The organism is Nitrobacter sp. Nb-311A (assembly GCF_000152905.1).
Lineage (GTDB): Bacteria > Pseudomonadota > Alphaproteobacteria > Rhizobiales > Xanthobacteraceae > Nitrobacter.
Genome location: NZ_AAMY01000048.1, coordinates 1 through 13510, shown reverse-complemented (window position 1 = coordinate 13510; position 13510 = coordinate 1). Strand labels below are relative to the sequence as shown.

4 protein-coding genes and 10 pseudogenes are annotated in these 13510 nt (G+C 57.9%); 8 read left to right on the top strand and 6 right to left on the bottom strand.

The genetic code is table 11. From position 1 onward, the window contains the following. Nucleotides 1-49: 49 nt before the first annotated feature. Nucleotides 50-331: pseudogene (locus NB311A_RS08685) on the top strand (transposase); the annotation flags it as partial. A gap of 254 nt (nucleotides 332-585) precedes the next feature. Here NB311A_RS08685 and NB311A_RS08680 read toward each other — a convergent pair. Next, nucleotides 586-1611 carry an IS110 family transposase gene (locus NB311A_RS08680; protein ID WP_040674543.1) on the bottom strand — a complete coding sequence of 342 codons (1026 nt, stop codon included), beginning with the start codon at nucleotides 1609-1611 and terminating at the stop codon, nucleotides 586-588. A gap of 87 nt (nucleotides 1612-1698) precedes the next feature. On the opposite strand from NB311A_RS08680, the pseudogene NB311A_RS08675 reads away from it, so the two are divergent. Beyond that, nucleotides 1699-2256 (top strand): annotated as a pseudogene (locus NB311A_RS08675) (IS3 family transposase); the annotation flags it as partial. Nucleotides 2257-2499: 243 nt separating this feature from the next. On the opposite strand, the pseudogene NB311A_RS08670 reads toward NB311A_RS08675, so the two are convergent. Next, nucleotides 2500-3762 (bottom strand): annotated as a pseudogene (locus tag NB311A_RS08670) (IS110 family transposase); the annotation flags it as partial. A gap of 144 nt (nucleotides 3763-3906) precedes the next feature. On the opposite strand from NB311A_RS08670, the pseudogene NB311A_RS21095 reads away from it, so the two are divergent. Then, nucleotides 3907-4242: pseudogene (locus tag NB311A_RS21095) on the top strand (transposase); the annotation flags it as partial. 56 nt (nucleotides 4243-4298) lie between these two features. Here NB311A_RS21095 and NB311A_RS21555 read toward each other — a convergent pair. After that, on the bottom strand, nucleotides 4299-4499 hold the full coding sequence (locus tag NB311A_RS21555; RefSeq protein WP_131522897.1) for a hypothetical protein: 201 nt from the start codon (nucleotides 4497-4499) through the stop codon (nucleotides 4299-4301). Nucleotides 4500-4665: 166 nt separating this feature from the next. Between NB311A_RS21555 and NB311A_RS08660 the strand changes: the two genes are divergently transcribed. Next, on the top strand, nucleotides 4666-6126 hold the full coding sequence (locus tag NB311A_RS08660) for an undecaprenyl-phosphate glucose phosphotransferase (protein WP_040674540.1): 1461 nt from the start codon (nucleotides 4666-4668) through the stop codon (nucleotides 6124-6126). A gap of 149 nt (nucleotides 6127-6275) precedes the next feature. Then, nucleotides 6276-7032 (top strand): annotated as a pseudogene (locus NB311A_RS20435) (IS5 family transposase). Nucleotides 7033-7385: 353 nt separating this feature from the next. Here NB311A_RS20435 and NB311A_RS08645 read toward each other — a convergent pair. Next, a protein-coding gene (locus tag NB311A_RS08645; RefSeq protein ID WP_086008696.1) for an IS3-like element ISNisp3 family transposase occupies nucleotides 7386-8488 on the bottom strand; the annotation gives its coding sequence in 2 pieces (ribosomal slippage) (nucleotides 7386-8233 and nucleotides 8233-8488; 1104 coding nt in all). A 92-nt stretch (nucleotides 8489-8580) separates the two neighbouring features. Further along, a pseudogene (locus NB311A_RS20430) lies at nucleotides 8581-8763 on the bottom strand (transposase); the annotation flags it as partial. Nucleotides 8764-8837: 74 nt separating this feature from the next. On the opposite strand from NB311A_RS20430, the pseudogene NB311A_RS08635 reads away from it, so the two are divergent. Further along, nucleotides 8838-9858 (top strand): annotated as a pseudogene (locus tag NB311A_RS08635) (IS110 family transposase). 259 nt (nucleotides 9859-10117) lie between these two features. Here NB311A_RS08635 and NB311A_RS20425 read toward each other — a convergent pair. Further along, a pseudogene (locus tag NB311A_RS20425) lies at nucleotides 10118-10228 on the bottom strand (integrase core domain-containing protein); the annotation flags it as partial. Nucleotides 10229-10372: 144 nt separating this feature from the next. Here NB311A_RS20425 and NB311A_RS08630 point away from each other — a divergent pair. Together NB311A_RS08630 and NB311A_RS08625 are read left to right on the top strand one after the other, a co-directional pair. After that, nucleotides 10373-11635, top strand: a pseudogene (locus tag NB311A_RS08630) (IS110 family transposase); the annotation flags it as partial. A gap of 391 nt (nucleotides 11636-12026) precedes the next feature. Continuing rightward, nucleotides 12027-13314 (top strand): annotated as a pseudogene (locus NB311A_RS08625) (IS110 family transposase). Nucleotides 13315-13510 lie beyond the last annotated feature (196 nt).

The following is a 13510-nucleotide window of genomic DNA, read 5'->3' as shown; positions in this document are numbered from 1 at the left end:
AAGTGGTCCTCCCTGACTTAGGCTATTCGCCGTTAGAGAGGACGTTGGAATGCCCCAGAAGAAGCACAAGGCGGAAGAGATTGTCGCGAAGCTGCGCCAGGTTGATGTTTTACTTTCTCAAGGCAGAACGGTTGGCGAAGCGGTTCGTTCGATCGGCGTGACGCAGTTCACGTATTACCGGTGGCGCAAGGATTTTGGTGGCCTGAAGGGCGATCAGGTAAAGCGCTTGAAAGAGCTCGAGAAAGAGAACGACCGGCTGCGTAAGGCTGTGTCGGACCTGACGCTGGAGAAGCTAATCCTGAAAGAGGCTGCCTCGGGAAACTTCTTCTCTATTCGGGGTGCATGATGCAAGCTCCTTTTTGCACGTCCACGATGTCAGAGATCATCCTGCGAGGCTCCTGCTTCTCTCCGAGGTCAGCATTTTGCAGCCTCATGATGGGATCAGAGGGAAAGGGCGGAGCCATCTAAGCCGCGCGGTCGTAAGTGCGCCGCACGAGTTTCCTCGGTCTCACCCAATCCCGTCGTCCTCGCGGGACGCCTCCTCCAGCATGGAGGAAGTTGAATCGGTGTGGATTTCCTCTGTGACTAGGTTGTAGCTGCGCTCCAGCGGAAGTCGGTATCGTCCCTCCACATCCGGTGAAGTATGACCGCGAGCTTGCGTGCAACTGCGACCATCGCCTTTTGCATTCCGCGCCGGCGCGCCACTGCAATGCCCCAGGCCTTGAGCGGGTTCCAGCGACCTGGACCAGTTAATACGACGAGAGCTGCTTCATAGAGACTGGATCGAAGCATCACATCCCCAGACCGGGAGATGCGACCCGTCCTGGAGATCTCGCCGGACTGATAAATGCGCGGCGTAAGTCCGTAGTGAGCACCCACGCACTTGGATCTTGAGAACCGCGCGGGATTGTCGACGCAGGTTCGGAACGTGAGAGCGACGATCGGTCCGACCCCTGGCGCGGACATCAGCCGGCGACAGACCGGATCGACCTGCACCAGATCAAGCAGCATGCGGTGAAGTTTAGCAAACTGAGCTCGTAGAGCTGCTCGTGCCTCTAACAACGGAGCGACGATGGCAGCAACGAACGAATGATCTGCAACAAGTTCACGGATACGGTCCTCAAATTTGATTTTGCCAACCACACCAACCTTGAGTCCGAAATTACGCAGCGAGCCCCGCAGGTCATTCTCGATGTCATAAATCTTCCGCTGCAGCAATTTGCGAGAGGTCAGCAGAAGTCTTCGATGTTGGCTGGCGGGAGTTTTGACGTGGACTGCCTTGAACAGCCCGACCCGCATCATCTGGGCGATCCCGCGGGCGTCGTTCCGGTCGGTTTTGTTGATGCGTGCCGAGAGCGCTGCATGCATATGCCGGGTCTCGACACAGATCGCCGCAAGGCCAACGTCGACGAGACCGGCATAGATCCACTGGGATAATGGTCCTGCTTCCAATCCGATCCGCTCGAAAGGCTGACCAAACTCGTGCAAGCGACCAGCTATTGCCTCTGGTGCACTATCAACCATCGTCTCGAGAAGGACTCGCCCGTTCGCGTCCAGGACGCAAATAGCGGTCGTCTTCACAGAGATATCGAGGCCAGCAAATAGTGACATGACGGGCTCCTTCGATGTTGAATATTTGGAGCTTCAATCTCGCCTCGCAACGGACGCCTTGGCGAGGGAAAACCCCGAATACCCCATCTGAGCCCTTCCCGGCGCCGTCGCTGCGTCGACCATGTCATGGTGAAGTTCTCCGTTTCGGAGCGCTTTGCCTGCAGGGTTTTCGGTCAGCATCGTTCGACGCAGCGCAAGACGCCGAAAGGCCGAGCAGATGAGGAGGCGTTGACCGCCGACATCATCCGGCTCGCCTCCCGGTATGGCCGCTATGGCTATCGCAGGATCACGGCGATGCTGCGGTCCGAGGGCTGGACGGTGAATGCCAAGCGGGTCGAGCGGATCTGGCGGCGGGAGGGGCTGAAGGTTCCCCAGAAGCAACCGAAGAGAGGACGTCTCTGGCTGAATGACGGATCGTGTATCCGGCTTCGACCGGAGCACCCCAACCATGTCTGGTCCTACGACTTCGTCGAGGGTCGGACCCACAATGGCAGGAAGTTCCGCATGCTCAACATCATCGACGAGTTCACCCGGGAGTGTCTGGCAATCCGCATCGATCGCAAGCTCAACTCGACCGACGTCATCGACGCCCTGTCGGACCTGTTCATCCTGCGCGGCGTGCCTGGCCACGTTCGTTCTGATAACGTCTTATGTCAGTAAGCAGCGGGAGGTTTTGGTCAACAGGTCTCCGTTCACCGGCGATAGGCCGGTGTCGTTAAACTGATCCAGATGGTCTCCACCGTCAATGGGATCGCTCCCTGCCATAGCAAACACAGGATCCATCAGCGGCTTGTTGGCCGTGGTCTTCACCGTCCTTAAGACGGGATACGCCCCCAGGTGGAAGGCCCGAACATTATCTACAGGGTCGCGTCTTGCGCCCTCACGGCACTTGCAGAGAGGGGTCCTTCCACCTGGCATCCGACCGCTCGACGAACGGTCGGTATTGTGTTCCCGTTTTGACGACGGCATGCGCCACCCGCGCCATTTTGGCGGTGAGTGCAGTCATCGCTTTGCGACGGCGATCGGGATCGTCCCCGTGCCCGGCAACGTATCGGCCGAGCTTGTCGCGGAAGCTGTTGTCGCGCTGGCGCGACGCCACCTGCGCAGCCATCCAGAAGGTCCGGCGCAGGCGCGCATTGCCGTACTTCGATAACTTGGTCCGGCCTCGGAACGTGCCGGACTGGCAGGTGGCGAGGTCGAGCCCGCAGAACTTCAGGAACTGGCGATGATGACGGAAGCGTCTGAGATCGCCGGCTTCTGCCAGGATTGTCAGGGCGTTGATCGGCCCCATGCCTGGGATCTGGCGCAGCAGCCCATAGTCACGATTCCCTGCCAGCCTCGTTTGTGCGAGCGCTTCGATTTGATTACGCTGCTGAATCAAACTGCGCGCCTGCGCAATGATCATGCGGAACATAGTGATCGCCGCGGCATCTTCCGGAACCGGCAAGGCAATCGATGAGGAGGCCGTCTCGTAGATATCGTTGATCAGCTGCGCCTTCGAGACCTTGCGGCCGACGAGCGACCAGGCCTCGCCTGTGAAGGCTTCAACACCGAGCGCGGTGATGCTGCCCGGCGTGGGGAAGCGCTCGATCAACGCCAGGAACCAGTCTGACCGGCTGTTGCCGGCAAAGCGGGCGATCTCGGGAAAGTAGAGCGGCAGATAATGAGTCAGGATGCGGTGCCACGTCTGCGTCTTCGCCCTGGAGATCGTCTCGTGCGTCTTCGACAGCTCCTGAAGGTCATTGATGTCGGCCGCGAGCGGATCGACATAGACCTGTGTCGCGCCGATCCTGAGCATATGCAGGATAACCTGCGCGTCCTTGGGATCATTCTTGTCCCAACCATTGTGGAGCGCTTCTCGGGTCCGGGCCAACGCAACCGAGGAGACGAGACGCAGATCGAACCCGGCGCTGAGCAGCCGATACGCGAGCGTGCGATGATAGTTACCCGTCGCTTCAAAGCCGACAAGAATCGGACGTCCAATCGCTGTGAGTTCGTCGGCCAATCGGTCGTAATCCGGCTTTGTCGCCATCACGGTCAGCCGTCGGCGGCGCCCGCCTTCAGGCCGCTCTATCAGCACTCCTGGCGGTGCTTGGACACGTCGATCGCTACCAGTACGGCATCGGTGAGAGTAGAAAGGCGTTTGGTCATGGTCGTTCACTCTCCAAAGTGTTGTCTCGACAAACTCACTTTAGAGACCTGTTGACCGGCCATGGCCGCCGGGACGGCGCGCTGCGCTACGCAGGGCTTCGCGCGCCGTCAGCCAGCAGCAATACCAACTTCCCAATGTGCTACGGGCCGGAGTTCATCGCCAAGGCAGTGCGAGAGTGGATTGCAGCTGTCGGCGCCAAGACCGCGTTCATCGAGCCCGGAAGCCCGTGGGAGAACGGCTACTGCGAGAGCTTCAACTCGAAGCTTCGCGACGAACTCCTCAACAGCGAGATCTTCTACAGCCTCACCGAGGCAAAGGTCATCATCGAAGCATGGCGGCGCTATTATAACACCGAGCGGCCTCACTCTTCGCTCGGATACAAACCACCGGCACCGGAGGCCATTGTCTGGTCTTCAAAGCCGGGCGGATCGCTCCCACCAGCAGCGCAAGCAATGGCCGAAAAGCCCATCATGCACTAAGACTGAAACCGGACCACCTCATAGGGGCAGTCCAGTGACCGAACTTCTGTCGCATTTTAAGCCCAAAAACATATCTTCACCTGAGCAAGAATTATTGGGAACAAAAGCGCAACGGGTAAATTGGCAAAGGATTGTTCTGCACTTGCGGTGAAGACAATTGATACTCCACCGCCAAGCACCGAGACCGGCAATGAAGTCAAAAATTTGAAGTAGAGGCCAATATAAATACCGGCAATGCAAACCAGCATTGGCAGCATGGGAGCCTCCATCTTTTCATCTCGAAACGGTCATGTCGAGTTAAAACGCCTGCTAATTATTGTGCTACTCGCCTTATGAGGCTAGATTGGAATCTCTTAACGAGATGTTAATCGGCGGCGGGGGACGCCTTCCTGCCGCCTTCAACGAGGCGTTTGGTGTCAGTTGATGACAATTGATTCTGAGATGCTGGACGACGCCAATCAATCCGGCCACCTTGGACAAGAGCGGTCAAAGGTCTCAAGCAACACGATTCCTTACCTCTTAGCCTCCATCGACGCTTTCGTCATTTTGATGACAAGCATAGCAGGAGGGATCGGATATCAATCGCTTGTAGGAAATCCTCTGCCCAGCATATTTCCGTATTGTGCGGTCGGGCTCCTGGCAAGCTTCGTATACATTCTACGGATGAGCGGCCGAGGCCATTATGACTTTCCGGAAAGCGTTAAGCCTCACGTTGAGATCGGAGCAATACTAACATGCTGGTTTACCACTGGATTGTTGCTCGCTTTCTTCGCATTCCTTTTAAAAATTGGAGTGGTCTATTCTCGTGGGGCGTTTGGTGTCTTTTATTTTCTGGTCCCGTTGGGGCTAGTTGGAGTTCGTAAACTTTCAAAGAGCCTACTGACTGATGCTGTAGCCCGAGGAACCATCGGACGCCGCGATGTTGTCTTGATCGGTGATATTGATGAACTTGGAGCGCTTGAGCCACGCGATATGCTGGCTTTCTGTGGTGCAGCCAATGCTTTTCACTTTTCATTGAGCCAGGACGCCGATCCTTCGATGCGTGCTTCGAGCGACTTACGGTTGCTCAAGTCGGTCTCAAATTTTGTTAGGCATAATAACTGCAGAGAGGTCTTGCTGGCACTGCCTTGGAATGATTCTGATCGAATGGAGTTTGTTAGAGATCAAATCAAGATGCTTCCGGTTGCAGCACGCTTGTTGCCAGATATGCGAGTGCGGTCGCTGACGAATTATGCATCATCAGCGAGGCAGCGCGTGCTGGCGATCGAAATTCAGCGCGCACCCTTGAGCTCCGCCGAGCGCGCAGTAAAGCGTGCGATGGATATTATCATCGCGCTATCAGCGCTTCTGTTTTTTGCGCCAATCATGATTCTGACCGCGCTTGCGATAAAGCTCGACAGTCCCGGACCCGTGATCTTCAGACAACACCGGAACGGCTTTAACGGTAAGCAATTTATCATGTTTAAATTCCGCACCATGAAGGTCCAAGAAAACGGGTCAATCATTGTTCAAGCGACGCTAGGCGATCCGCGAGTGACCGTTATCGGACGACTACTGCGATCGGCGAGTATTGATGAATTGCCGCAATTACTGAATGTATTGCGAGGTGATATGTCAGTTATCGGACCCCGTCCCCATGCGTTGGCGCATGATAGTCACTTCGAAAAAATACTTGGAGATTACGCTTTCCGCCATCACGTCAAGCCGGGCATTACCGGTTGGGCTCAGTGCAACGGAATGCGAGGCGCAACACCTTCTGTCAAAGAGATCTCTGAACGCGTAAGGCTCGATTTGTGGTACATCAATAATTGGAGTCTCTGGCTAGATATTCAGATCTTGATCAAGACATTCTTCGAGGTTATTCGAAAGCGCAATGCTTATTAACTCGGCTGTTCTAATGCCGTGTGTTATTCCGCGCACTTTGGGGTCTGGCTGGTCGTTGAGAGACTGTGTAGGAGTTAGGATCAGGACCCATTAATTTCTTGCGGAGAGGTGTTTGGACTGATTCATTGGCGTTTCTGGGAGACGCCGCGATGTCCGATTTGTTTCTGCTCACCGAGGCGCAGATGCGCCGGATCGAACCCGTATTTTCCTTTGTCGCACGGAGTTGCGAGGGTTGATGACCGGCGGGTGATCAGCGGCATCATTTTTGTCATCAGGAGCGGTCTGCGCTGGCGCGATGCGCCGCGTGAGTATGGTCCGCACAAGACCGTCTACAATCGCTTCGTGCGCTGGAGCCGTCTTGGTGTGTTCAACAAGATATTTGCCGAACTGGCTCGTAAGGGCGGCGCTCCGAAGCGGTTAAGGATCGACGCCACCCATCTGAAGGCGCATCGCACCGCTGCAAGCCTTTTAAAAAAGGGCCTGTTCCCCGACGTATCGGGCGCATGAAGGGCGGTCTGAACTCAAGGCTGCACGACGTCTGCGATGGTCAGGGACGCCCTGTCATCATGCTGCTTAGCGAAGGCCAGATGAGCGATTATAAAGGGGCCGCATTGATGATCAATGCGCTGCCGCCCGCCAAGCAGTTGCTCGGCGACAAGGGCTATGACGCCAACTGGTTCCGCCTTGGCACTCGCGGCCCGGGGCGTCACGGCCTGCATCCCATCCAAGCCCAACCGCGCAAAGCCGATCGAACATGACCGTATGCTCTATCGCCAACGGCACAAGATCAAAAATGCGTTCGGCAGGCTCAAGGACTGGCGGCGCATCCACACCCGCTACGATCGATGCGCTCACACCTTCTTCTCGGCTATCTGCATCGCAGCAACCGTCATCTTCTGGATCTGATCAATGAGTCCTGAGCCTAGGTGCGACAAGAATAAAACGCGCTGGCTCGCCTCAGATGGAATAATCGATGATTGGGGTGCGGACGTTGCATCATCTCATGCGACCGTTGCCGCGGGTACTGTGTCTTGTACCGATTAGATCTCCGCCTCCGCTTGAGACCATAGATCTTCCGAAAATATAACAATGTGGCCCGTCCGCGGCGAAGTGATTCTATAAGAATGGCGCTGGTCGTCACGTCACTCGTACTGTCTGTGACCTGAGACCCTAGTCTCCTCCGGCTTGAGGGAGAGTCCTGGTTTTCGTTGATCCGAGACCATTCTTTGGACCGCCGGAGGCTAGAGTTTCCGGCTTTGTCATGACGGCGAGCTGGGATCGCTGTCACGATTATGCAACGTAATCGGGGGTCTATTCCCGATCGCCCCATGCGGGCGTTGTTCGTTGTAGTATCTGCGCCAATCTTCCAATTTTGATCGTGCGTCGTCAAGGGTCAGGAACCAATGAGTGTTCAGACACTCCGCGCGGAAGCGTCCATTGAAGGCTTCGATGAACGCATTGTCAGTCGGTTTGCCAGGCCGACTGAAGTCGAGCGTGACACCATTGGAATAGGCCCACAGATCCAGTTCGCGCGAGATGAACTCGGAGCCTTGATCGACGCGGATGGTCTTCGGATAACCAACGGCTGCCCAGGTGTGCTCCAGCGTTTGAACGACATTCTCGGCGCGGTAGCTGAAGCGCGGATCAAGCACCGGCGAGTACCGTGAGAATAAGTCGACAACGGTGAGCACACGAATCTTGTTTCCCGTGGCGAGCTGATCGTGCACAAAGTCCATCGCCCAGGTCTCGTTGGGATGCGTGGCATCTCTGCGATCGTCGCGCAGCTTCGCCCTGACCCGTCGCTTCGGCGTTTTGTTGCGCAATTGCAGGCCTAACTCGCGATAAATCCGTCGCGTCTTCTTCTGGTTGATTAGCCAGCCTTCGCGGCGCAGCAGCACATGCACGCGGCGGTAGCCGTAGCGAACCCGCGTCTGGCAGATCTCCTTGATCTTGCTTTCGAGGCTGGCCTGTCCGGGCCGGCGCGACTTGTAGTGATAGGTTGATCTGTCGACCTCGAGTATCTGGCACACCCGCCGGATCGAGACATCCCATTCACCGCGGACCGCGTCGACGAGCTTGCGCTGACGAACAGGCCTCAGATTTTTCGGCGGATGACGTCCTGCAACATCTCGCGATCCAGGCTGAGATCAGCGACCAGTTTTTTCAGCTTGCCATTCTCATCCTCAAGCTGCTTCAGCCGCCGCATCTCGGTCGGCAGCAAGCCGTCGTACTTCCTTCTCCAGTTGAAAAAGGTCGCCTGGCTGATCCCGGCCTTACGGCAAATATCGGCCACCGGCACCCCATCGGAACCCTGCTTCAGAATAAATGCCTTCTGCGCGTCTGAAAACTTCGAGGCTTTCATCGCTCTCCGCTCCTCCCAGTCCGAGGAAATCCAGCGGAAAAACTCTAACTAAAAACGGTCCGATTTGAAGGTCGCAGATCATCGTTTTGGCCTTATGCGGCCTGTTTTTCCAGCGTGGATTTCGTTGCGAACTCGGCGGGTGTGATGTTGCCGAGTGCCGAATGTGGTCGGTGTTGGTTGTAATCCTCCCTCCATGAACTGATGGTGCTGCGCGCTTCGGACAGCGTCGAGTAGAGCGTGTCATTGAGGCATTCGTCCCGAAAGCGCCCGTTGATGGGGTGGACGGCCCCTGCACCCGCCTCGGCGTGCCATGGTAGCTGTCGATGTTTGTCAGGCAGGAGCTATCCTAATGCAAATTCAGGTCGTCGGTCTCATACATCGCCAAACAGATGTTTCAGGTCCACGCAGCCGACAAGGCAGGCCGCACGCTCGCGCAGGTGAGGCTGCGGCGAGGACAAGTGCTCGATTACTTCCGCGAACTGCCATCGTGCCTGATCGGCATGGAAGCATGCGCGACAGCGCATTACTGGGCGCGCGAGTTGATAGCGCTCGGCCACGATGTACGCCTCATGGCGCCAGCCTATGTGAAGCCTTACGTCAAGCGCAACAAGACGGATGCAACCGATGCTGAGGCGATCGCGGAAGCGGTTACGCGCCCGACCATGCGGTTCGTGGCCGTGAAGTCATCTGAGCAGCAGGCAGCGCTTATGCTCCATCGGGTCCGCGAACTTCTTGTTCGTCAACGAACTATGCTGGCGACGGCATTACGCGCGCATTTGGCGGAGTTCGGGATTATTGCACCGCAAGGTATTCATCGTGTCGAGAAGCTTGCCGTCGAAGTGAACAGTTCGTCTGTGCCGCCATTGGCACGTCAAGCACTGACGCTGCTGATCGAAGAGCTTGCGGATGTCTGGCGGCGGGTCGAGGCGATTGAGGCGCGCCTCATAACACTGCACCGCGCCAACGAGGTGAGCCGTCGACTTGCCACGATACCGGGTGTCGGACCGATCACCGCGACGGCGATCGCCGGAAGCGTCTCGGATCCATCAATGTTCCGCTCGGGTCGTGAGTTTGCGGCCTGGCTCGGGCTCACGCCCAAGAGCCACTCAAGTGGAGGCAAGGATCGCCTCGGACGGATCTCAAAGCGAGGAGACCGCTATATCCGTCACCTCCTGTATGTTGGTGCCGGCAATGCGATCCGCTTCGCAAAGGCGCAAGCGGCAACCGGTGAAGCGTAGATACACAGCCTCCAGCAGCGCCGACCTGCGAAGGTCGCTATCATCGCGCTGGCTAACAAGATGGCACGCATCGCCTGGGCGCTGATGATACGCGGCGAGAACTTCCGCTCGCCCATGGTTGCGGCAGCATAGTCCATCGACGGGAAATCCCGAGGTTGCGAGGGCAAACGTGAGGTGACGGCACGACCGGTCGGACCGGGGATCGACAAAGCCCGTAGAGCTTTAAGCGCCGATAAGCGCGACCCGTTGATGAGGCGTCGATTCGCGAACTCCATCAGGGCCAGCGGTCATGAAGATGGCCGCACGAACAGGCCGCATACATGAACGCACCCGGCCCGGATTATGCTCTAACCTCACTAAAGACCTTGCAACGCAGGGGCCGTCCATACATGAAGCTCTCTACGAAGGCGTTCTGGGTAGGCTTTCCCGGCGCGATGTAGTGCCATTCGACGCCGGTGTGTTGGCACCATCGCAGGACTGCCATCGAGGTCAGCTCGGTGCCGTAGCACATTGGGAAGTTGGTATTGCTGCTGGCTGACGGCGCGCGAAGCCCTGCGTAGCGCAGCGCGCCGTCCCGGCGGCCATGGCCGGTCAACAGGTCTCTAAAGTGAGTTTGTCGAGACAACACTTTGGAGAGTGAACGACCATGACCAAACGCCTTTCTACTCTCACCGATGCCGTACTGGTAGCGATCGACGTGTCCAAGCACCGCCAGGAGTGCTGATAGAGCGGCCTGAAGGCGGGCGCCGCCGACGGCTGACCGTGATGGCGACAAAGCCGGATTACGACCGATTGGCCGACGAACTCACAGCGATTGGACGTCCGATTCTTGTCGGCTTTGAAGCGACGGGTAACTATCATCGCACGCTCGCGTATCGGCTGCTCAGCGCCGGGTTCGATCTGCGTCTCGTCTCCTCGGTTGCGTTGGCCCGGACCCGAGAAGCGCTCCACAATGGTTGGGACAAGAATGATCCCAAGGACGCGCAGGTTATCCTGCATATGCTCAGGATCGGCGCGACACAGGTCTATGTCGATCCGCTCGCGGCCGACATCAATGACCTTCAGGAGCTGTCGAAGACGCACGAGACGATCTCCAGGGCGAAGACGCAGACGTGGCACCGCATCCTGACTCATTATCTGCCGCTCTACTTTCCCGAGATCGCCCGCTTTGCCGGCAACAGCCGGTCAGACTGGTTCCTGGCGTTGATCGAGCGCTTCCCCACGCCGGGCAGCATCACCGCGCTCGGTGTTGAAGCCTTCACAGGCGAGGCCTGGTCGCTCGTCGGCCGCAAGGTCTCGAAGGCGCAGCTGATCAACGATATCTACGAGACGGCCTCCTCATCGATTGCCTTGCCGGTTCCGGAAGATGCCGCGGCGATCACTATGTTCCGCATGATCATTGCGCAGGCGCGCAGTTTGATTCAGCAGCGTAATCAAATCGAAGCGCTCGCACAAACGAGGCTGGCAGGGAATCGTGACTATGGGCTGCTGCGCCAGATCCCAGGCATGGGGCCGATCAACGCCCTGACAATCCTGGCAGAAGCCGGCGATCTCAGACGCTTCCGTCATCATCGCCAGTTCCTGAAGTTCTGCGGGCTCGACCTCGCCACCTGCCAGTCCGGCACGTTCCGAGGCCGGACCAAGTTATCGAAGTACGGCAATGCGCGCCTGCGCCGGACCTTCTGGATGGCTGCGCAGGTGGCGTCGCGCCAGCGCGACAACAGCTTCCGCGACAAGCTCGGCCGATACGTTGCCGGGCACGGGGACGATCCCGATCGCCGTCGCAAAGCGATGACTGCACTCACCGCCAAAATGGCGCGGGTGGCGCATGCCGTCGTCAAAACGGGAACACAATACCGACCGTTCGTCGAGCGGTCGGATGCCAGGTGGAAGGACCCCTCTCTGCAAGTGCCGTGAGGGCGCAAGACGCGACCCTGTAGATAATGTTCGGGCCTTCCACCTGGGGGCGTATCCCGTCTTAAGGACGGTGAAGACCACGGCCAACAAGCCGCTGATGGATCCTGTGTTTGCTATGGCAGGGAGCGATCCCATTGACGGTGGAGACCATCTGGATCAGTTTAACGACACCGGCCTATCGCCGGTGAACGGAGACCTGTTGACCAAAACCTCCCGCTGCTTACTGACATAGGACGTAGCACCTACGGAAGGAATGCGGAGAGGCCACCAAGGAGCGGTGCGCGCAGCCTTTCATTGCAAGCGCGCGCCGGTCGAGGTGGCCATGGCCAGTCAAGGTTTCTCTAGAATGTGAATGTTCACAACCCATTCCGGAGAGACCGACCATGACCAGTACAAATGCTATACTCGCCGATGCGGTGTTGGTAGCCATTGATATTGCCAAGGCTTGCAACGAAGTCCTGATCGAGGCCCCTAGCCATAAACGTCGGCGCCGGCTGTCGGTCCTCAACAGCCGTGCGGAGCATGATCGGCTGATCGAAATGCTGCAGGCGTATGGCCGACCTGTGGTCTGCGCTTTTGAGGCGACTGGGAACTATCACCGGCCGATAGCATGGCGGCTGGCTGAAGCGGGTTTTGAGGTGCAGCTGGTGTCGTCGCTGGCGCTCGCCCGGACCCGGGAGGCCTTGCACAACAGCTGGGACAAGAACGATCCTAAGGATGCGCAGGTGATCCTGCACATGCTGAGGATCCGGGCGACGCAGGTCTACCATGATCCGCTGCGCGTCGGCATCAACGACGTGCAGGAACTGTCGAAGACGCATGAAGCGATCGCCAGGGCCAAGACCGAGATCCAGCACCGCATCCTGACGCATTACCTGCCGCTGTATTTTCCCGAGATCGAACGCTTCCGGGGCAACAGCCGCAGCGATTGGTTCTTCGCCTTCCTCGATGCCTTTCCGACGCCGGCAAACATCACGGCGCTGACAAAGGAGGAGTTCGTCAAAGCAGCCTGGGATGTCGTCGGCCGCAAGGTCAGCAAGACGCAGATTCTCATGGATATTTACCAGACGGCGCGTACATCGATTGGACTGCCGTTGCCGCTCGACGCTCCTGCCATCCGCATGTTCCGGATGGTCATTGCCGAAGCACGCAGCCTGATCCGGCAACGCAATGCGATCGAAGCCCAGGCCGACGAACTGCTTCGGCACAGCCAGGATTATCAGCTCCTGCGGCAAATCCCCGGCATCGGGCCGATCAATGCACTGACGGTCATTGCCGAAGCCGGAGATCTTCGCCGCTTCCACCACCATCGCCAGTTTCTCAAGTTCTGCGGACTGGATCTGTCGACCCAGCGGTCCGGCCAATATCGCGGCCAGACCCGGCTTTCGAAGTTTGGCAATGCCAGGCTGCGCCGCACCCTATGGATTGCCGGGCAGGTTGCCATCCGCCAGCGTGAGAACGGCTTCCGGCACAAGTTCGAACGCTACATCGCTAGAGATCGCGACAATCCCGATCTGCGCCGCAAGGCGATGACCGCTATTACCGCCAAGATGGCGCGCGTCGTGCACGCCGTTGTCAAAAGCGGTTCCGATTACCGGCCCTTCGTCGAGGGGCGGGTGCCAGGTGGAAGAACCTCTGTCAGCTAGGGCCGTGAGGGCATCTGTTCGATGACCCTGTAGATAATGTTCGGGTCTTCCGCCTGGATCAGAAGCTCGTGTTGAGGACGGTGAGGGCCGCCTTCGTGCGGACCCTGTGTTTGCTATGGACGAGACCTTTTCCTTTGCCGGCGGAGCCGCCTGGTTCGACCTTGCGACTTGACCAGCGTCACGCAGCGAGAGCATGCTGGCGAACGGAGAGACTTTGATCG